At 35.9% G+C, this 21,628-nt stretch carries 19 protein-coding genes and 1 other RNA gene; 17 read left to right on the top strand and 3 right to left on the bottom strand.

The window, feature by feature from the left end; translation table 11 throughout:
* Window positions 1–8 precede the first annotated feature (8 nt).
* From dinG to nth, 7 genes are all read left to right on the top strand, one after another.
* A complete protein-coding gene (gene dinG / locus JNUCC74_RS09455; RefSeq protein ID WP_454067796.1) occupies window positions 9–2,807 on the top strand; it encodes an ATP-dependent DNA helicase DinG in 2,799 nt (932 codons plus the stop codon).
* Window positions 2,808–3,197: 390 nt separating this feature from the next.
* The gene (locus JNUCC74_RS09450) at window positions 3,198–3,368 is read left to right on the top strand and encodes a YpmA family protein (RefSeq protein ID WP_077320596.1); all 171 of its coding nucleotides are present in this window, start codon (window positions 3,198–3,200) and stop codon (window positions 3,366–3,368) included.
* Window positions 3,331–3,864: a cell wall elongation regulator TseB-like domain-containing protein gene (locus tag JNUCC74_RS09445; protein ID WP_454067795.1), complete on the top strand. Its 534-nt coding sequence runs from the start codon at window positions 3,331–3,333 to the stop codon at window positions 3,862–3,864. The genes JNUCC74_RS09450 and JNUCC74_RS09445 overlap by 38 nt, the downstream gene beginning before the upstream one ends.
* A gap of 13 nt (window positions 3,865–3,877) precedes the next feature.
* The gene (locus JNUCC74_RS09440; protein WP_454067794.1) at window positions 3,878–5,062 is read left to right on the top strand and encodes a pyridoxal phosphate-dependent aminotransferase; all 1,185 of its coding nucleotides are present in this window, start codon (window positions 3,878–3,880) and stop codon (window positions 5,060–5,062) included.
* A 17-nt stretch (window positions 5,063–5,079) separates the two neighbouring features.
* Window positions 5,080–6,372: an asparagine--tRNA ligase gene (gene asnS, locus JNUCC74_RS09435; RefSeq protein WP_454067793.1), complete on the top strand. Its 1,293-nt coding sequence runs from the start codon at window positions 5,080–5,082 to the stop codon at window positions 6,370–6,372.
* A 617-nt stretch (window positions 6,373–6,989) separates the two neighbouring features.
* Window positions 6,990–7,682, top strand: coding sequence for a DnaD domain-containing protein (locus JNUCC74_RS09430; RefSeq protein ID WP_454067792.1), 693 nt, complete (start codon window positions 6,990–6,992; stop codon window positions 7,680–7,682).
* Between the two features lie 4 nt (window positions 7,683–7,686).
* A complete protein-coding gene (gene nth / locus JNUCC74_RS09425) occupies window positions 7,687–8,340 on the top strand; it encodes an endonuclease III (RefSeq protein WP_077320590.1) in 654 nt (217 codons plus the stop codon).
* A gap of 32 nt (window positions 8,341–8,372) precedes the next feature.
* Here the strand turns inward: nth and JNUCC74_RS09420 are convergent, their stop codons facing one another.
* Complete coding sequence (locus JNUCC74_RS09420; protein WP_454067791.1) at window positions 8,373–11,183, bottom strand: PBP1A family penicillin-binding protein; 2,811 nt, start codon at window positions 11,181–11,183, stop codon at window positions 8,373–8,375.
* A gap of 18 nt (window positions 11,184–11,201) precedes the next feature.
* On the bottom strand, window positions 11,202–11,783 hold the full coding sequence (recU, locus tag JNUCC74_RS09415) for a Holliday junction resolvase RecU (RefSeq protein WP_077320588.1): 582 nt from the start codon (window positions 11,781–11,783) through the stop codon (window positions 11,202–11,204).
* Between the two features lie 118 nt (window positions 11,784–11,901).
* Between recU and JNUCC74_RS09410 the strand changes: the two genes are divergently transcribed.
* The 10 genes from JNUCC74_RS09410 to JNUCC74_RS09365 all read left to right on the top strand — a co-directional run bounded on the left by JNUCC74_RS09410 (window position 11,902) and on the right by JNUCC74_RS09365 (window position 20,950).
* The gene (locus JNUCC74_RS09410) at window positions 11,902–12,873 is read left to right on the top strand and encodes a DUF2515 family protein (RefSeq protein ID WP_454067790.1); all 972 of its coding nucleotides are present in this window, start codon (window positions 11,902–11,904) and stop codon (window positions 12,871–12,873) included.
* Between the two features lie 581 nt (window positions 12,874–13,454).
* The gene (locus JNUCC74_RS09405) at window positions 13,455–13,679 is read left to right on the top strand and encodes a hypothetical protein (protein WP_454067789.1); all 225 of its coding nucleotides are present in this window, start codon (window positions 13,455–13,457) and stop codon (window positions 13,677–13,679) included.
* Between the two features lie 373 nt (window positions 13,680–14,052).
* Complete coding sequence (locus JNUCC74_RS09400; RefSeq protein ID WP_454067788.1) at window positions 14,053–14,403, top strand: DUF1798 family protein; 351 nt, start codon at window positions 14,053–14,055, stop codon at window positions 14,401–14,403.
* A gap of 74 nt (window positions 14,404–14,477) precedes the next feature.
* Window positions 14,478–14,888, top strand: a complete 411-nt coding sequence (cdd, locus tag JNUCC74_RS09395) for a cytidine deaminase (RefSeq protein WP_454067787.1) — start codon at window positions 14,478–14,480, stop codon at window positions 14,886–14,888.
* 535 nt (window positions 14,889–15,423) lie between these two features.
* Window positions 15,424–15,738: a cell division regulator GpsB gene (gene gpsB / locus JNUCC74_RS09390; protein ID WP_077320583.1), complete on the top strand. Its 315-nt coding sequence runs from the start codon at window positions 15,424–15,426 to the stop codon at window positions 15,736–15,738.
* A gap of 60 nt (window positions 15,739–15,798) precedes the next feature.
* An RNA gene (gene rnpB / locus JNUCC74_RS09385) (RNase P RNA component class B) lies at window positions 15,799–16,182 on the top strand.
* Window positions 16,183–16,634: 452 nt separating this feature from the next.
* A complete protein-coding gene (locus tag JNUCC74_RS09380; protein WP_454067786.1) occupies window positions 16,635–17,777 on the top strand; it encodes a THUMP domain-containing class I SAM-dependent RNA methyltransferase in 1,143 nt (380 codons plus the stop codon).
* Window positions 17,777–19,276 carry a carboxypeptidase M32 gene (locus JNUCC74_RS09375; protein ID WP_454067785.1) on the top strand — a complete coding sequence of 500 codons (1,500 nt, stop codon included), beginning with the start codon at window positions 17,777–17,779 and terminating at the stop codon, window positions 19,274–19,276. The genes JNUCC74_RS09380 and JNUCC74_RS09375 overlap by 1 nt, the downstream gene beginning before the upstream one ends.
* Window positions 19,277–19,348: 72 nt before the next feature.
* Window positions 19,349–20,437: a type III polyketide synthase gene (locus JNUCC74_RS09370; RefSeq protein ID WP_454067784.1), complete on the top strand. Its 1,089-nt coding sequence runs from the start codon at window positions 19,349–19,351 to the stop codon at window positions 20,435–20,437.
* A complete protein-coding gene (locus JNUCC74_RS09365) occupies window positions 20,438–20,950 on the top strand; it encodes an isoprenylcysteine carboxyl methyltransferase family protein (protein WP_454067783.1) in 513 nt (170 codons plus the stop codon).
* Window positions 20,951–21,229: 279 nt separating this feature from the next.
* Here the strand turns inward: JNUCC74_RS09365 and JNUCC74_RS09360 are convergent, their stop codons facing one another.
* Window positions 21,230–21,598, bottom strand: a complete 369-nt coding sequence (locus JNUCC74_RS09360; protein WP_454067782.1) for a hypothetical protein — start codon at window positions 21,596–21,598, stop codon at window positions 21,230–21,232.
* Window positions 21,599–21,628 lie beyond the last annotated feature (30 nt).

Raw genomic sequence — 21,628 nt, 5'->3', positions numbered from 1 at the left:
GGTTATGTATGGATCGATATGTAGTCATAGATTTAGAAACAACCGGAAACTCACCAGCAAAAACAGATAAAATTATTGAAGTAGGAATTGTTGTTATTGAACAAGATGCCATTGTTGATAGTTACTCCACCTTACTGAATCCCAAACAGGAAATCCCTCCATTTATCACAAATCTAACAGGGATTTCAGATGAAGACGTTATGGAGGCTCCTACCTTTAATGAGGTTGCTGAAGAAATTATCGAACTGTTTAAAGACAGCTACCTGATAGCTCATAATGTTCCATTTGATTTAGGTTTTTTAAATTTGGAATTAGAGAATTGCGGTCAGTCAAAGTTAACTAATCCGGTACTCGATACGGTAGAATTGGCTAGAATTTTTTTCCCAACTTCACCTAGTTATAAGTTAAATCAACTTACCGAACATTTACAGATTAATCATAATCAACCTCATCGAGCGTTATCGGACGCTTTCGTAACAGGAAAATTATTTTTAAAAATAAAAGAGAAGCTTGCTTCTTTACCATATGAAACAATGGATCAGCTTTTAAAACTAGAAAAAACATTAAAGTCTGACGTGTATAAACTGTTTCATTATTATAAAGAGCAACGATTGTTTAACCCATCCGAGGATACGAAAATAGATACATATCGGGGACTGGCCTATCGGCATACAGAGATAATAGATGAACCGCTTGCCTTTGTAGATATATCATTCGGTGATTATCTTGACAGCATTTATGAAGCGGACGGAACGCTTGCAAAAACGATGGAAAAATATGAGAAGCGAACTGGACAACGGGAAATGTCAGAAATTATTTTTGATGCGTTTCAGAGAAAAGAGCATGCATTAATTGAAGCAGAGACCGGTACTGGAAAATCATTAGCATATTTAATCCCTGCCGTTTACAAAGCAGTTACAACAGGGAAAAGAATCGTGATTAGTACGTATACAACTCAATTGCAATCACAATTATTGGAAGAAGAAACCCCGCTAATCGAAAAACTGCTGCCATTTCCTTTTCGAGTTGCGCTTTTAAAAGGAAAATCTCATTATATTAGCTTGGAGAAGTTAGAACAAGAACTAGCTGAAACAGAAGAAAACAATTATGATATTGCCTTAACCAAAGCTATGATATTCGTTTGGTTAACAGAAACATGTACCGGTGATATTGATGAGATCCAATTGCCCGCTAGTGGTTATCGATTTTTCAGGCGGATTTCCGCTGAGATGGAAGAAAATATTGATCCGACTTCTCCATGGTTTTTTAAATCTTATTATCAAAAGGCACGTCGGAAGGCGCAGCAGGCAAATATTGTAATCACGAATCATGCATTGTTATGTACCGATATGTTTCATGCCTCATCTCTGTTGCCAAGCTTTGATCAAGTAATTATCGATGAAGCACATCATTTTGAAGCAACCGTCTCTAGGTATTACGGTTTAAAACTGGATTATGTTCAAATGCAGTATACGCTTAATCAACTGGGGAAAACAGATGATGAAAAGCTTGTTTATCGCATCCTATCGCATTATGAAGTAGCTGTACCTGCAACAATAGTAGAACAGTGGAATGAATTATTAGATAATGCAAAGTATGAAACAGATGATTTGTTTCGGCAGTTATTTCAATACGTCATGGAGCAACGAAGAATAAATAAAACGTTAAGTGATATTGGCAGAACTCAGTATCGGTTTGAAAAAAAGCAGGAAGATGAAAGAAAGTGGAGTACGATTATTGATATGGTAACTCGGCTTATCTTTTACCTTAGGGATTTGATTCATGGTTTGACTATCATGAAAGTCCAGTTAAACAAAGAAGAAATTCGCCCTGAGGATAATGAGAGAATTAATTATTGTACAGAACAGTTACAAATATATATTGATCAACTGGAACAGCTTTTTCTTGTTGAAGACAGTATGAAACAGGTAAAGTGGATGGAAATTGAAGCAAACGGAGCCAAAAATGCGGTCTATTTGTATAGCGAACCTACTGATGTGTCAACATTATTAGCTAAAGACTTCTTTACTACAAAGCACAGTGTTATTTTAACAAGTGCTACCTTAACGATGGGGAAGTCATTCCAATTTATTATCGATCGACTTGGAATTGATCCGGACAGATTAATTGCAAAACAAATTGCATCTCCATTTTCTTACTATGATCAAGTCCAGTTAATGATACCGAATGATTTTCCAGATATAAAATATGGAAATAATGATGATTTTATTTACGCAACTAGCGAAGTAATTTTATCTTTGGCACAAATTACAGATGGACGTATGTTAGTCTTATTTACCTCATATGAAATGTTACGTAAATCATATGAAATTTTAAAAGAAATGATGCAAGATGATCGTTATGTATTAATTGCTCAAGGTATTTCTAGTGGCAGCAGAACACGTTTGAAGAAAAATTTTCAATCATTCAATCACGCCATCTTATTAGGAACTAGTTCATTTTGGGAAGGCGTTGATATACCAGGAGAAGATTTATCATGCCTTGTCATTGTCCGATTACCATTTCAACCGCCTGATCATCCCGTTCATCAGGCGAAGGCACAATTTTTTAAGAACAAAGGGAAAAACCCATTTATGGAATATGCTCTACCAAATGCTGTCATTCGCTTTAAACAAGGCTTTGGCAGACTAATTCGCTCCAGTAATGATCGAGGAATTGTTTTTATTTGTGATTCACGAATTATCAAAGCTCGATATGGGAAATATTTTATTGACTCCATTCCTAAGGTACCATTGACATTTGATACAACCAATGAGTTATTGAAAAAAGCAGAACAATGGTTTTAATGAAGCAAACTCAATGATTTAGACGCTTTAGCGAGATCATGATACGTTTAAAAAAGTTACTCAAAATGCATATATAATTTCCTATATTAGAAAAACTTGGTCTTGTCGCCAAGTTTTATGGCGAAAGCTACAAAACCTAAAGTTTTATACTTTCCTATAGTATAAAAAAACTGATGCTCAATAGAAGCATCAGCATTCATAAAGTGGTATAGGTTAGAAAAAAATTTGCCGAAATAAATAAAAACAAAACAAATTTGGTAAGAAGCTTGGTATACTATAACTATGCTTCCTTCATATTCATTCAGCATATACCTAGCATTTGCAGCAAGCTGCATATTATGTCTAACAGATCTTGATAAAACAAGAAACTTTTATCCAGGAGGGAAAAAGATGGAGAATTCTTTAACAAAATTAGCAGCTGTAAAGCTTCACTATTCACCGGATTTATATAAAATTGTTGATTTGTTAAATAAAACCTTAAAAGAACAAGATTTTATGTTTGGATTAGCATTGGATGGTACAAATGAAGAACAAGCTATCTTCACTATTTACCAATCCTAAATGGTTAAAGTGGAGCCTCTTCGCCATCATTTTTATTATTGTTTCTTGTGGTATTTATTTAACCGTGTTATATATGGATTTGTTAGATAGCAAAACAGCAGGATATGAAGAAACAAAGCAGCAGCTTTTAAAAGCTGGTTCTTTAAAAGAGGTAACAGACATTGAAACGTTTAATGGCGAAAATGCTTATCATGTAGTGTATGGTAAAGATAAAAAAGGAAAGAATAAGATCATTTTTTATCCGTTGAAAGGAAAAGAAAAACAACTTACAACTGTTGACCAAGCAGAAATTCTTAATAAAGAAGTGATCCTTACTGATTGGAAAAAAGAATGCTCATCCTGCAAATTTATTAAAATTACACCAGCACTAGTTGATGGAAAGGAACTCTGGGAACTTACATATGCAGATTCATCGGATCGTTACGTCTTCGATTATTTCGATATGTATGATGGTTCTCGTTATGAACAATACCGTTTAAAACGAATGTTTAAATAGAAAGGTGATCAAAATGGAACTAGCAAACAGAGTTAAAACATTAACCCCTTCATCTACCTTGGCTATTACTGCAAAAGCCAAGGAATTAAAGCAACAAGGACATGATGTCATCGCTTTAGGAGCAGGAGAGCCAGATTTTAATACACCAGAATCTATCTTGCAAGCTGCTGAAGAAGCAATGAAGCAAGGGATGACTAAATATACCCCATCTGGTGGTATTGTCGAGCTAAAGGAAGCGATTATTGCTAAATTTAAAGCAGATAATAATCTTGTTTATGAAAAAGAGCAAATTATCGTTACTACCGGAGCAAAGCATGCACTTTATACGTTATTCCAAGTCATCTTAAATGAAGGTGATGAGGTTATTGTTCCTGCTCCATATTGGGTAAGTTATCCAGAACAAGTAAAGCTCGCTGGTGGGGTTCCAGTTTTTGTGCCTGCAAAAGAAGAAAATGCATTTAAAGTTACTTCAGAAGAGCTGGAATTAGCGATTACCGATAAAACAAAGGCGATTATTATTAATTCTCCGAGCAATCCAACTGGTATGATGTATAGCAAAGAAGAACTCGAGCAGCTAGGTGAAATTTGCCTAAAGCATAATATCTTAATTGTTTCCGATGAAATTTACGAAAAACTAATTTATTCTGAAGATCCACATGTATCGATCGCACAATTATCGCCTGTACTAAAAGAGCAAACGGTCGTTGTAAATGGAGTATCAAAATCTCATTCTATGACTGGATGGAGAATTGGTTATGCTGCTGGTCCTGCTAATATCATTAAGGCAATGACTAGCCTAGCTTCACATTCTACGTCCAATCCAACTTCAATTGCACAATATGCTGCATTAGCTGCTTATAAGATGGATGGAGAATTCAGTGAGAAAATGAAACATGTCTTTTCTGAGCGTTTGGAAAAACTGTATCAGTTAATTACTGAAATGCCAGGAGTGACATGCATTAAGCCAAAAGGAGCATTTTATTTATTCCCAAATGTCACGGAGGCTGTACGTGCGAATGGCTTTAAAAATGTCGATGATTGGGCTAGTGCATTATTAGAAGAGGAGAAGGTGGCACTTATTCCGGGAACTGGTTTTGGTGCACCTAATAATATCCGTTTATCCTACGCTACATCGATCGAAGCATTAGAAGAAGCAGCTAATCGAATTAAACGATTTATCAAAACGCATCAATCATAGCATTAGGAGGTATTCTTTTGAAAACAACTATTTCTCAAGCACCAAACTATCATGACCAAATCGTAACCATCGGCGCTTGGCTTACGAATAAACGATCCAGTGGAAAAATCGCATTTTTACAATTACGTGATGGGACTGGATTTATCCAAGGGGTGGTTGCCAAAAATGATGTAAGTGAAGAAACGTTCCAACTGGCCAAAAATTTAACCCAAGAATCTTCCATATACATTACTGGTAAAATAGTCGAAGATAAAAGATCACCATTTGGTTACGAAATGCATGTAAAAGATATTGAATTAATTCACGAAGCACATGATTATCCAATCACACCAAAAGAACACGGTACGGAGTTTTTAATGGATCATCGCCATCTATGGCTTCGATCAAAAAGACAACATGCCATCATGAAAGTTCGTAATGAAATCATTCGTGCTACGTATCAATTTTTTAATGAACATGGATTTGTTAAAATTGACCCACCAATATTAACAGCATCATCAGCAGAAGGAACTACTGAACTGTTCCATACGAAGTACTTCGATGAGGAAGCTTATTTATCACAAAGTGGTCAGTTATATATGGAAGCTGCAACAATGGCATTTGGAAAGGTCTTTTCCTTTGGGCCAACATTCCGAGCTGAAAAATCCAAAACGAGAAGACATTTAATTGAATTCTGGATGATTGAGCCGGAAATGGCTTTTGTAGAACATGAGGAAAGTCTCGAGATCCAAGAAAACTACGTAAGCTTCATAGTTCAAAGTGTACTAAAAAATTGTAAATTAGAGTTACATACGTTAGATCGTGACACTGATAAATTAGAAAAAGTACAAGCACCTTTTCCGCGGATTACCTATGATGAAGCAATCGAACTCTTAAAAGAAAAAGGGTTTACGGATATAGAGTGGGGTGAAGATTTTGGAGCACCACATGAAACGGCAATAGCAGAGAGCTATGACAAGCCTGTATTTATAACCAACTACCCTAAAGATGTCAAAGCTTTTTATATGAAGCCTCATCCAAAACGAGATGACGTAGTTTTATGTGCAGACTTAATTGCTCCTGAAGGCTATGGAGAGATAATTGGAGGTTCTCAACGTATTGATGATCTAGAGCTTATGAAACAGCGATACGAAGAGCATGGATTAACTGGAGAAGCATATCAATGGTATTTAGAGCTAAGAAAATATGGTAGTGTTCCACATTCCGGTTTCGGACTTGGTTTAGAACGTACTGTTGCTTGGATTTCTGGAGTTGACCATGTTCGTGAAACAATACCATTTCCTCGCTTATTAAATCGACTTTATCCTTAAGTTTGCCTATCATAATGTGTGTAAAAAATTCATACGTCTATGAGTAACATCTGTTTCTTAATATGACTCTAAGCAGCGGACTAACTAAGGGTATATAACGGGATCTTTACTACATTTTGATAACATCTCCAAAAAATGCCAATCCCTTGCTCTATAAGCGAGGGATTGTTTTATCTTGTATCTAGGAATTTATCTAATTGAAAAAGTAGCGTCGTTTATCTTAAGCGCTCGTGCTTTAAACAAACTGGAGATCCTTTGATAAGTTAACATCTGCTCGAATCTAAGAAAAGTCGACTAAAAGCAGGCTTCTTCGCTTAGGTGGTATGGCATCCCCCTATGTTTTCGGCATGTTTTTCTATCCCGCATGTAAGTAATTCTCTCCATTCAAGATTAAAGAAAATATGGAATAATTCAAAGGGAGAGAAAACGGCACCTAAATGCCCGAATGGTTCATGGGCCTTTAGGTCATACCTTTACGGTACTAACATTTCGTGTAGCGTTCCACGGAATGAAGTTTCCACATTAACTTGTCAGAAGTTTCCCAGTTTGCACATGGCTAACTGAGCGCTTCTAAGCTTTTGTTCTTATCATGATATTTTAAAGAGGTGCTTAAGTTTATGAAGAAGCAACAGTTTTCTATTCAGCAATTATTATTGCAGCAATTACATGTCCCAACACAATTACTAACTTCGTATACTACATTGGGGCTCCATGAAAGGGAAGTGATGCTTCTTTTACAATTACAGCGTTTTATCCAAGATGGAATTGATTTTCCAACGCCAGATCAACTAGCTCAATATGTAACAATGAGTGAGAAGGAATGTGCACTTATCTTGCGCGGACTGATTCAAAAAGGTATGCTGACAATTGATCAACAGGAAGAACAAGGACAGAAGCTAAAAGAAGCATACTGTTTAAACCCGCTTTGGGAAAAACTATTTAAGGTAAATCATCATCAACAAAATGAAGAAGAAACGTCGGAAGGTACCATTTTTATTTTATTTGAACAGGAGTTTGGCAGACCGCTTTCTCCTTTTGAAATAGAAACCATTAATGCATGGCTTGACCAGGATAAAATCTCTCCAGCTTTAATAAAAGCGGGTTTACGTGAAGCCGTTCTAATGAGCAAGTTAAACTTTAAGTATATTGATCGTATTTTACGAGAATGGATGAAAAAAGGAATTCAATCCGTTGAACAAGCACGCATATCCAGTAAAGAATATCATGCGCGTAAAGCAAATTCTAGTATACAGTCTAGTCAAAAGCGTGATACTTCTTTTTATTACAATTGGTTAGAAGGAGAAGAGTAGGAGTATGCTGACAAAAAAGCAAATTCGATTTTGTTTAGATGAGATGAAAAAAATGTTTCCCGATGCACAATGTGAATTAGTTCATGGTAACCCATTTGAATTACTCATCGCAGTTGTTCTTTCTGCTCAATGCACGGATAATCTCGTTAATAAAGTAACGAAGGATTTATTTAAGAAATACAAAACTCCCGAAGACTATTTAGCGGTACCCTTAGAGGAACTTCAAGAGGATATAAAGTCAATTGGTTTATATCGTAATAAGGCAAAAAATATTCGTAAGCTCTGTACAACGTTATTAGAAGAATATGGCGGAATTGTTCCTAAGTCCAAAGAAGAGTTGATGAAGCTTGCTGGAGTAGGGAGAAAAACAGCGAATGTGGTAGCCTCTGTCGCATTTGATGAACCTGCGATTGCAGTTGATACCCATGTTGAACGTGTCGCAAAACGATTGGGTATATGCAGGTGGAAAGATTCCGTCCTTGAAGTTGAGGAGACTTTGATGCGAAAAATCCCAAAGGAAGAGTGGAGCGATACACACCACCGTATGATTTTTTTCGGTCGGTATCACTGTAAAGCCAGAAATCCGAATTGTCCAGAATGTCCGTTATTGGAAATATGCCGCGAAGGAAAAAAACGAATGAAAATAGAAAAGAGGTAAACGAGAATACTGCTCGTTTACCTCTTTTTAATTTATTCATTTTCTTCTTTTGATCGGTTCCGGTTATTCTGGTGATTGTTTTGTTGATTATTTTGATTCTGTTGGTCATCTTGTTCATCACCATCGTTGTTATTTTCCTCGTTATTACCACTATCGCCATCATTGTTCTCATTAACATTACCGTTCTGATCATCAGGTTTATCCTCTTCATTCCCGTTGGTAGGAGGTTCTGATTGCTCAGAGGGAACTGTAATGGATGTACTTTGTGCGGAACCGCGTTTTCCTTCATTCGCTCCCTCTTTTCCAATCGGAGTAACAGTGATGGAATAAGTCTCTCCCGGAGTTGCTCCACTAATTTCTAATCCATTTGATCCCACAGTTTGTGCTTGCCCGTTTACAGATACTTCAAATGAAGCAGGTGGACCGTTATAATTCCAGCTAACATTAATGAGTGAGCTCGATTCATTGTATGTGGCTGATAAACCTTCAACAGCTGGTATCTCTTCCTGTTCCTTTTCTTCACCAGTAGAAACGGTAGTTGTTTTTGGTTCACTTTTTGAGCCGTCTTCATTACTTACCGCTATGACTTGAATGGTATATTCTGCATTCGGTTCCACTTCATTAATTTCCATGGAATTTTCTTTTGTTGTTGATAGTGGCTGCATACCGCCACCATTAACTTGGGCACTCACCTCAAATGATACATCTGCATCTGAATCGTAATTCCACGAAACATCAATTGAATTATTATCTTTATTAAAGCTGGCAGTTAGGCCACTTACTGGATCAAGCTTAGCAAATTTCTCTGAAGTACCCTTTGGCTCGGTTCCCTTAACAAATAATTCGGTAATAATATTTTCTGATGGTGTATGCTTACTTGGTTTTGCAGGCGGATTTGAGCCCTTTTCTACTTGAACTTCAACGACAGAATCTGGCTTCACGAAATCCTTCGTTTCAATATCCTTAGATATTTCTGTCATTGTATTTTTAAACATCTGTAAAGGAATTTTCGTGTATCCATCCGGTATAGGAGCTCGGCGTTTATTTTCATCATGATAACCGCCAACCCATGCAGAAATTGTATAATTCGTCGTATATCCGCTAAACCAAGCATCCGGACTTCCTTCTGTATTCTCTAAGCTTGTTGTACCTGTTTTTCCAGCCATCGGCAAACCAGGGATATGAGCTTGCGTTCCTGTACCTTCAGTAACGGCTGTCTTTAACATATCTGTTATCATATAAGCGGTATAGTCAGACATTGCCGGTTTTGCTTTCGGTTTTAAATCTACTGTTTTTCCGTCTGGAAATTCAACTTTTGTTACAGAATATGGATCATTATAGATACCTTCGTTTCCAAAAGCTCGAAAGGCGCCTGCTAATTCTAATGGTGTAACCTCTGTATCTGTACCACCAATTGCATCGCCAATTAGCACACGATTTTTATGAAATTTAATCCCTAAGCCTTCTGCAAATTCCTTCGCTTTATCATAGCCTACTTCTTCAAGCATTTTTACTGCTGGCACGTTTAATGATTTATTTAAAGCTTCTCGTGCTGACATCCAGCCACTATATTGCCTGTTCCAGTTTCTTATCGTTTTGCTGGTGCCAGGTATTTGATATGGTTTGTCATCATTAATCTGATGGTATGTTGATATTTTATTGTATTCAATAGCAGGACCATAAGCTGTGATTGGTTTAAAGGTTGAACCGGCTTGCGTTTTCCCTTCAATCGCATAGTTGAATTCTTTTTTCCCTTCGCTATTACGTCTACCGCCGACTGCACGAATAGCACCGCTTTTCGTATCCAACACAGTCATTGCGGCTTGCATTTCATCATCAGGATAAGGGATAGGATTAGTTTCACTATCTGTTAACAAAAATTCAACATGTTCTTGAACTTTGGGGTCAATCGTTGTATGAATTTTTAATCCGTCTGTATATATATCAGCACCATCAACCTTTTCTTTTACTTCCTTTTCCACTTGCTGAATGAATGCTTCATAAGGTGTAGAATCAGGTTTTGATTTTACTAGCAGGGAAGGGATATCCACTTTTCTAGCTTCTTCTGCCTGTTTTTCGGTAATTTTGCCATGACGTACCATTAATTTTAATACGGTATTCATTCTCTCTTTCGTAAGCTCTGGATTTTTAAATGGATTATAGGCCGTTGGACGTTGCGGTAGACCTGCTAGAATAGCTGCTTCTGGCAAAGTAAGATCATTTAAATCCTCTTTGCCAAAATACGTTTCAGCAGCTGCTGCTACACCGTAAGCATTACTTCCATAAAATATTTTGTTTAAATACATTTCTAAAATTTCTTCTTTAGAATAATCTCGTTCAAGCTGTAAGGCAAGCCATTGTTCCTGAACCTTCAAGCTGATTTTTTTATCCGCCGATAAGAAGGATTTTTCTACTACTTGTTGTGTAATTGTACTTGCTCCTTCAGAACCGAATCCATCTTTAATATTAGCGATAACAGCGGCGCCAATTCTTCGTAAATCAATACCCGAGTGTTCAAAAAATCTGGCATCCTCTGTTGCTGTTACGGCATCAATTAATACTTGTGGTAAATCACTATAACTGATTTTTGTTCGATTCTTTTCTCCTAAAACTGCAAAAGCCTTTCCGTCTTTATCAAGTATTTCAGATGCAAGCGGATCGGAAAGCTTAGACTTATCCAAATCTGGTGCAGTAGCAATCCAATAGGCAGCAGTTGCACTTGCACCTATTACTAGTACTACAAAAATAATAAATAAAGAAAGGAATATTTTTTTCCATAAAGGTTTTTTCTTTGATTTTTTTTGTTTTCTTCTCGCTGTACGAGATGGGCTGTTATTTGCCATCGCTTCATTCCTCCGTCTCTAAAAATAAAGCTTATCAATAATTGCTAAATAGTCAACTCTTGCCTTATATTGAAAAGGGATAAGGTATCCCTTTTGCTGGATCGTCTGATACGGAATGGATTTTCTTCCACCGTTTAATTTGACGTTCCAGTGTTTAAAAAGTTTCTCAGCAGGGAAAAAGTAAGTTTCATCAAGTGTCGAAAAGCGGATAATCATGAAACTAATTCCTCCTTGTTCGACCACTGCTTTCATATGTTCGATTTGGTGATCATGTATATTAGCTAAGGGGAAAATTGTTTTATTTTTCGTTTCCTTTGCTTCAAAATCAATATATTTTTCACGGTATACTCCATTATAATCTGTTGTTGACGCTTGTTTAAAATAAGCTTCTGTAATAACCGCTGCACTACGCTTCGGATAATTAACTCGAACAATTTGTACAGGGGTTGGTTTTTTATGAATGACAGCTCTTTTTATTGCTAAGTAATACGTATTTGTATCATTTATATCTTCTTCAAGCGTCATACCGCGATTTCCAAACCGATATGGACGATGATTAGAAACACTGCCATTCCTTTTTTTACCGTTTGGGTAATTCAATTTTAAATCCTCCTTGCATTTTACCATATCTAGTAAGAAAAAAATGCCATTTCAAAAAATGTATACAGTTAAACATCTTGCTGCATGTTAAAAAACAAAAAGAAAGCAGGATCGAAGCATGTGTAATGATTTGCTATCACTCTCCTACATTCATTATATAACAAATAAAACAAAGGAACATAATCGAGATAATATTTCTCGAACCAAAGCGTATTTTTCGTTTTATTTACAATTTCCTGAAATAAAATGGGCATTTTTAGCAAGTATTGTATCCAGAAATGCAGGATGGAATATGACAGATTTAGAGTTAGAACCTTTTCGTTATTTATTAGGTACAAAAGAAAGACAACGATTATTTATGACCTATGAAAGAGCAAATTGGTTAATCTTTTCCGATGCTTTTCCACAGCTTTTGATTTATCAGTTATCCAGACAATATAATAAACCATTGTTTCACCTTTTGTCATCTTTTAAAGTATCTACGTATATGGTAAAAGAGTGGTTTCATTTTTGGAAACACTTAGATGAGGACCGCTTAGTCCAAGCATTGATTATTAATGAGCAAAATGTTATTCAAGCTCCTGTCATCAAACAGTCTTTTTTTAAACAGCGTGTATTTTGTCAACCACCATATTTATTGCAAAATTTATTGATAATGAATGCAGTACTAATACCAACCATGTCTCAGCAGTTATTTGGTTGCTATGTACATAATTTTACAAACTTAACTAATCGCATTGAGTTAGGAAAAAAGCTGGCATCTATTATTTTTTCCCCAACCGTATACAATCAAACCTATGAATTTGCTAAATGTATTGAACATACAGGTTCTCGTTATGATTATGAACGCTTTTTACATCTATCTATGCCAAGGGCTCCGTATTTAAGAATGGTGTATCCAATAATTACACATCGCGATACTATTCGAAAAGATTGGTATAAATCAGGGGGTATAAAGCGTAAATGGTTAAAGAATCAGACCGTAAATATCAGCTCAAAAACAGGAAAAACATTTTATCAAAAGCGCCAATTCATGTATGTTTATTACCATGTCAAACAAGCGATAACGATGAAGAATCACTTCAGTTAGATTAGAAAAACTTGGCTTGTCGCTAAGTCTTTATGGCAAAAGCTCTTTTTTTTATTCTATAAAGCCTAACAGTTAAATTCGAATGAGAAGATATTTACTGTTTTAACAGCTATCGGATAGGAGGTAAAGTAAAACGAATATCCGGAAGAATAAAAGCTAGAGACCGACAAGCTACTGAAACTCTGGCGAGGAGAACACATTTTCATTCCGAATTTTATTTTTAAAAAAATTACCTTAAACCTAGAACATCAGAAGGCGCAGGGTTTCAAAATGAACCCTGCGCTAAATGAATCATTAGGTCGATGGGATATTCGGACCGTTCAATTTTTTATCTCCCTCTTTTAATGACTTTGAAATAATGCTTTCCGTTTTTGTTTTTGGTTGTTTAACCTGTTTATGCTTTACATCTTTCATTGTTATTCCTCCTTTCAATATTAGTTTGTCAAAATCCACGAAAAAAATGAGCAAATTCACTTGTTTTGTAAGCTTTATTCTAGTTTTGTCGAACGTGCAGGAAGAGTTTATCATAACACGAAGTAGTTATTAGTAAAGTCTTTTGAACGTAAGGAGGAAATAATAACATGCTTATACGTCATTTACCAATGGATCAAAAGCAAGGGGTGGACAGAAAAACCTTAGAAATTGCCTTAAATCAACTTTCAAATCAGCTGCGATGGATGGATCAAAAGCTCATCATGAAAGTGGAAAATACGATTACTTATCAATATTATGACCGTTTAAATGAATTAAGTTTATTGAAAAAACGTTTGGTAAATCAGCATGAGGAATGGTCAAATGATAGGTGAAATACTGTGTGTTAAACCTAAATGTATTAAAATGAAACTATATTCAAGGAGCGATTTTTTTGAACCATTGGATTAATGGCTAAGTTCGCAGGCGTCCTTGTAAAACCGTGAAATCTCTCTCTTGAAAATCGCGATGTATTGCTGCCATAGCTTCTCTATCCTGTCGACTTGAACAAATTGGATATTTAGGTTCCGTTATCTTCCACTGATTTTTGAAATTCTTATAACATTTTAGATACAGGATAAATAAACGAATATGTTTAATCCTTTGGCTGTTCGTTTAAAAAAGTTTCTGGATGATATTCATATACTCGAGAAAATATGTCTTATGTTAAAATAAATATGTATATTTTAGCAAAAGGCGGAATGAGTTATGAACGTAAACGAACAAACCAAAGTACTTAAAGTACATCTTCACAGCTTGAAGCAAAAATTTGAAAAAGGCGAAAAACCGGAGAATCCAAAAGATAAAGCATTGTTTTCCCAGGTGAAGAAGGAAACCGCTCCAGTCTTTCAATTGCTTGAACAGTGGGAAAGAGACGTACTCCAATTAATTAAAACGAGAAAAGTGAATATTCATCCACAACAGATTATTTCTACTAGGGAGAATATGGAGTTATTATTGATGCATAGTTATTACCTTGATGTGCGAAGAAAACGGTATATGGAATTAAATCATTCTGTCTTATATATTCTTGATCAATTGTTGGCTGAATTAGACTAGCATCTGTAAACGCTTTACATTTTTTGTTTTATTGCTTATAATATGCTTCCATACACTAATGAAAGGTGATAATCATGACAACAAAAGATGACTTGTTAGAAGCAGCTAAATTGATACGAAATCGTGCTTATGTACCTTATTCAGCATTTCCGGTCGGGGCAGCTTTGCGAACAAAATCGGGAAACACTTACACAGGTTGTAATATAGAAAATGCTGCCTATCCTGTTTCTTGTTGTGCTGAACGGGTTGCTATTTTTCAAGCAATTGCTAACGGTGAAATGGACTTTGCTGAAATGGCTGTAGTAGCGGATACGGATCGCCCCGTACCTCCATGCGGTTCGTGTCGACAAGTAATGAGCGAATTTTTTAAAACGGATATGATTATTCATTTATCTAATCTAAAAGATGATATTAAAACAGTGACGATGGAGGAATTATTACCTTTTTCATTCCAGCCATCTGATTTAACAGAACATAAAGCATAAGTGCATGTTTTAAATAGAGGATAAAAGCAGAAGCGTCATTCAGGAGCGTTTTTCTCTATGATGTATCGCTTCGACCTGAATCATCCACTTAGCCGTCTTCATATTTCCTGTATAACTCTTAAAATGCGAATCTTATGGCATCTGATGTAGGAAAAAAACGTGTCAGGACAAAGTTCTCGAGATGGTATTTTACGGATTTGCATCATTTACACAAGATTTTAATTCGATCGGTATTAACATCTATTTCTCAAAGCTTGTTTCATATAACGACATAATTTATAATGGTAATAGGAGCCACACTTAACAAAGTGTGTTTTTCTCTTTTTTAAATAGTAAATAGTAGGTATTGCTTTTTTAAAAAATTTATCTATACTTGTTTCATATGTATATTAGATCTACAGATTCATTTTTCACGTTCTTCTTTTAATGCTATAATAAAATAGAATAATGTAAACATAAAATAAATTTCGTATCATACAATGGAAAAAGAATCGAAAAAGCCAATTTATTATGGAATATCATGAGGTGATCGTAGATGAGCTCGAAACAAGTGAAATTAACTAGTAAAGATATACTGGAAAAAGATTTTAAAACTGCAATGCGTGGATACAACCAGGAAGAGGTTGATGAATTTTTAGACATAATTATCCAGGATTATGATGCATTTAAAGTGGAAATTGAACGATTGCAACAAGAAATTGATCGTTTGAAAAAGACTCCAGCAGAACAACCGAAAACAAGGTCCGTACAAGCTGTTCCAAATCATCAAGTTAATTATGATGTGTTAAAACGACTTTCCAATTTGGAAAAAGCGGTATTTGGTAAAAAATTTGCAGAATCGGACAGCTAATAAAACGTATTATTGAATCTGAACAATATCTATGGTATAATCAATAAGGTTAATGGTTAAATACTCGTGTGATCGCTGTATGCAAATACAGAGGAAAGTCCATGCTCACACAAACTGCGATGTTTGTAGTGTTCGTGCTTGACGAAATCATAAGTCAAGGTAATCAAACTTATTGGTTAACGGCAGGACAACTACCTACGTTCATAATTGAATATGGAAGTTGCCTTTAAAGTGCCACAGTGACGAAGCTGACTGGGAAACCAGTCAGGTGGAACGAGGTAAACCCCACGAGTGAGCAACCCAAATAATGGTAGGGGCATCCTTTAGTAGGGAATAGGAACCGAAAGAGGGACAAGTTAAGAAGCTTGTAGATAGATGATCGCAACCGGAGTACGAGGCTGACCACCGTTTGTAGTACAATGGTACAGAACATGGCTTATAGAGTATTTAACAGGTCTAATTCTTATATACAATAAATAATCTACAGTCTCGTTAATTTCTACATCATAGAAGTTAATGAGACTGTTTTATTTTTGTGATCCATTTCTTCATGGTGAATATCTTTAATATAAGAAGCCGTATTTCTCTCATTTTAGAAATCCGATTATTATTAAGGACTTTATGAGAGAAACAGCTCTAAATGTCCAATTCGTTTGGGACAACCGGACATAGTTAATACTTCGCACGCTGAAAAAGCGTTTTTCTTTTTCAAAAACAGATTATGTTTCGGCAGCAATATACCGTAGTTTTTCAAGGACGTTTGGGAACTTAGCCTACACCAACTGTTTCAAGAAGAAGAGCACTCCTTGAATAAAGTTTCACTGTTTCCTTTTATTAAATGCTTGAAGATGTGATAAACTAAAAAAACAAATACATAAAAGAAAGGACAGCTCTTTATGCAAACAGTGACGTTAATCGCCACAGCAGCCATGGGCTTAGAATCCGTAGTTGCTAATGAAGTAAGAGATTTAGGATATGAGGTTCAAGTAGATAATGGGAAAGTACAATTTGATGCACCAATTTCAGCAATTGCACGTTGCAATTTATGGTTACGGTCTGCCGATCGTGTGAAATTGGTTGTCGGAAAATTTAAAGCAACTACATTTGATGAGCTATTTGAAGCAACAAAAGCACTGCCTTGGGAATATTATATTGCCGAAGATGGGCAAATTCCCGTAATTGGAAAATCCGTCCATTCCAAACTCTATAGTGTACCAGATTGTCAAAAAATCACTAAAAAAGCAATCGTCGAAAGATTAAAATTAAAATATGGTATGATCTCCAAGTTACCAGAAACTGGAGCGCTTTATCGGGTGGAAGTCGCTTTGCTAAAAGACGAAGTCACGCTGACTATTGATACATCCGGAGCTGGCTTGCATAAACGGGGATATCGAATCGGTCAGGGTGAAGCTCCATTGAAAGAAACACTTGCAGCTTCATTAGTTTTACTTACGAATTGGCATGCTAACGAACCATTTATCGATCCATTTTGCGGATCAGGAACTATTCCCATTGAAGCTGCGATGATTGGGCAAAATATTGCTCCAGGATTTAACCGAGAATTTGCCTCAGAAGAATGGACATTGGTGAAACAAAAGCATTGGGAAAAAGCCTTTGAAGAAGCAGAAGATCTTGCTAAATATGATCAACCATTAAATATTGTTGGTTCCGATATCGACCATAAAATGGTAGAAATCGCAAACCAAAATGCAATGGAGGCAGGTCTTGGCGATCTGATCACTTGGAAACAAATGCAGCTAAAGGATCTAACCATCAAAGAACCAAATGGTTACCTGATTGGCAATCCACCATACGGACTAAGGATTGGAGATCAGGAAAATGCTAAGCTATTAGCAGAAGAACTTGGCTCTATATGGCAAGAAAACCCAAGCTGGAGCATATATATTTTAACCGCATTTGAAAAATTCGAACAAGGCTTTGGCGTTAAGGCTACCAAACAAAGAAAACTATTTAATGGCTATATTCGTACCGATTATTATCAATACTTCGGAAAAAAAATAAAAGGGGAGAGTTCATAATGGAATCCAAACGGGAAAAGGAAAAACAGTTTAAGCAATACTTGGAGGAAATAAACGCTTATCAAGAAGCTTTGATGCTTATTTATTGGGACATGCGTACGAAAATACCTAAAAAAGGGGTTGAGCAACGAGCAGAAGTTGCTGGTTTTCTAGGGGAAAAAATTCACAAGCTAAAAACCTCAAATAAAATGAAATATTATATCGACGAACTGAAAAGTTATTCATCTGATAGCATCATGCAAAAAACAATTGAAGTATGTGAGGAAGAGTATGAAAGAAACCGTAGAATTCCACATGAGATGTATAAAGAGTTTATGATTACCCAATCTAAATCTGAAGCAGTATGGCAAACAGCAAGAGAAAAAGCGGATTTTAACTTATTCCAGCCTTATTTAGAAAAGCTCGTTGATTATAACCGTAAGTTTGCATCATATTGGGGTTATGAAGATAATATTTATGATGCGTTACTACATCATTTTGAGCCAGGAATAACAACAAAGACGCTTAATGAAGTATTTCCAACATTACAAAAATCACTTCATTCACTTTTGGAAAAAGTAGAAGCTAGCAATGTTAAGCCAAATCCACAGCTATTAACATGTCATTTTCCAAAAGAAGCTCAAGAAGCCTTTACAAAAGAAGTATTATACCAAATGGGTTATGATTTTGACGCGGGTCGCTTAGATGAAACTATTCATCCATTTGAAATAACGATTAATCAAAATGACGTACGAATAACTACAAACTACGATGAAACGGATTTTCGTGTTGCTGTATTTGGAACCATTCACGAGGGTGGGCATGCTTTATATGAACAAAACATTGATAAACGTTTAGCAAAGACTCCACTTGCGACAGGAACTTCTATGGGAATTCATGAATCACAATCCTTATTTTGGGAAAACTTAATAGCAAGAAGCGATCTATTTTGGAATAAAAACTACGACTTATTCCTAAACTATGCACCAGACCATTTTAAGCAAGTGGCACTAAATGATTTCTATTTGTCAATTAATGAAGTAAAACCGTCGTTCATTCGAATTGAAGCAGATGAGTTAACTTATCCTTTACACATTATTATTCGATATGAACTGGAAAAAGCGTTGATAAACGAAGAAATAGCTGTAAGTGATTTACCTTATTTATGGAATAAAAAAATGAAAGAATATCTTGGTGTTACTCCACCTACAGATCGAGAAGGTGTGTTACAGGATATTCATTGGGCGGGTGGAGATTTTGGATATTTTCCGTCTTATGCACTAGGCTATATGTACGCAGCTCAAATTTATCATACATTAACAGAAAAATTGAATCTTCAAGATATTATTCAATCTGGTGAGCTTATGAAGATAAACCAATGGTTAGCCACATCTATTCATCAATATGGAAAAATGAAAAAACCATTAGAAATCTTAAAGGACGTAACGAATGAAACATTAAATCCTAATTACCTCGTTCATTACTTAGAGCAAAAATATGCAGCTATGTATCAATTTTAAGCCGACATAACCAGGAAGGAAAAAATATCTTGTCATTTTATGCTATTGCCTAATACTAAAGGAGATTTGACAATGACGTATATTTGTTCCGTAGGGCTTGGTATCCCGAAATATCAACTAAATCAAAATGAAGTAAAGCAACTGGTACAGCATCTTTTTATTAATTCGGAACGACAGATTAATCGATTACTTCCTGTTTTTGAAAATGCTCAAATTGATAACCGGCAATTCGTTGTCCCATCAACCTGGTTCTTGGAAGACCATTCATTTAAAGAGCGTAACGATTTATTTATGAAGTTAGCTAAACATTATGCTTTAAAAGCAATGGATGACTGTTTGACAAATCCTGATTTTTTATTCGAAACGGTTGCTTATCAAGATATTGATATGATTATTTTTGTATCCAGTACAGGTATTGCTGCACCTACTTTAGATACTCATTTTATGAATGAGCGTCCCTTTAGACAAGACGTACAACGAATGCCACTTTGGGGGTTAGGGTGTGCAGGAGGAGCCGGGGGATTGGCAAGAGCTCGTGATTGGTTAACTGCTAATCCTGATAAAATAGCATTAATTGTTTGCTGTGAATTATGCAGCTTAACATTTCAAAAAGGGGATGTAACCAAAAGCAATATAGTTGGTACTGCTTTATTTGGGGATGGCATTAGCGCTGCATTAGCAGTTGGAGCACAGTCGCCGTTAGTGAAACAGAAAAAAGGGGGCGCACCTAAATTATTGCAATCTCATACGTATACGAAAAAAGATAGTCTTTCCGTCATGGGATGGAATGTTACAAATGCTGGTTTTGAAGTTATCTTTTCAAAAAGCATTCCCTCATTGGTAAGGTCATTTTGGAATGAGCATATCCAATTATTTTTAGCTAATCATGAGTTAACAGAAGGCGATATATTTGCTTATATTGCTCATCCGGGAGGAAGGAAAGTTATTGAAGCGATGCAAAAAGTGCTTCATGCCGATCCGAGAAAATTTCGTTATTCGAGGGAAATATTAAAGAAACATGGCAATATGTCTTCCAGTACCGTTTTATATGTGTTACGAGAATGGATGAATGAAAAAATCCCAACTGGTGAAAAGAGCATCATTTCTGCTCTTGGTCCAGGCTTTACTTCAGAGTTGATTTTATTGGAGTGGGAATCATAAATGCCTATTTATATGTGGATGATCTTATTGCTAATTATCATACAACGGTTGCTGGAACTTCGAATTGCTAAAAGTAATGAAGCATGGATGAAACAGCGGGGAGGAGTGGAAAAAGGAGAAGATCATTATAAATGGTTTATTATCGTCCACACGCTGTTTTTTGTCTCGTTACTTGCAGAAGCATTGTTAAACAACCAGCAAACTTTCAAATTCAATTATTTACTATTTCTTCTTTTTTTGCTGACACAAATAGGGCGAATTTGGTGTATTACTAGTCTAGGAAAGTTTTGGAATACAAAAATTATTATTTCACCGCAATTTTCACTAGTCAAAGAAGGGCCATATAAATATGTGAAACACCCTAATTATATTATTGTTGGCATTGAATTAGTGGTCATTCCATTTCTGTTTAATGCGTATATTACCGGTATTGTCTTTCCAATTTTGCATATCCTATTACTTACGATTCGCATCCCCGCCGAAGAAAAAGCGCTCTTGGAATTAAAAAGATGAACTACAAGATTATAATTATGGTTCATCTTTTTAATTCGTTTATTAACTTCTCGCTAGCCAAATCAAGAGATGGGATCTAGGTTTTAATAATTTTAATAGATGGCGCAGCTGGACAAATAAAATGAGGACAACAATGATACAGATGCAGAGCTTCCAGTTTGTTTTCCATCATTTGATATCGGCTTTGCAAACTAGTCCTTCCAAATCAATTCACTTTTTTATTCCTTTTGGAGCAAAAGCCTCATTTTGTAATCGTTTTCAAAAAGAGTTAATATTTTGTTATTCAGAATTACCCTTGTTTGATTCGTCACTACCTCTGTAGCGGTCGTACGGTAACGGATTCCAGCTTCTATATTTTAAATCTTCGGAGTGGAACGATGGTGGAATATCTTCAAGAATCCGCCGAGCCACTCTTAGTTCACGCTGAGCTTCTTCTTTATCCTGATATATGAATTCATCCGAGGCAACTTCTGGTGCTAGTTGTACTTTCTCTTCTAAATCCTCAATTGCCATTTTTTGTTGTGATCGAATAGATTCACGGGCATCCATTACCCACTGTGGCTGCAGTGAACGGTTAATGTCACTTACAAAACTAAATTCTTCGAAAATATCTTTGTATATACGATCGGAATTTAAACGTACATCCATAACTGCTGTCTCTAAATCATCAATGGTCAG

Source organism: Cerasibacillus sp. JNUCC 74 (assembly GCF_053667775.1).
This window is presented reverse-complemented; position numbering and strand designations above follow the sequence as displayed.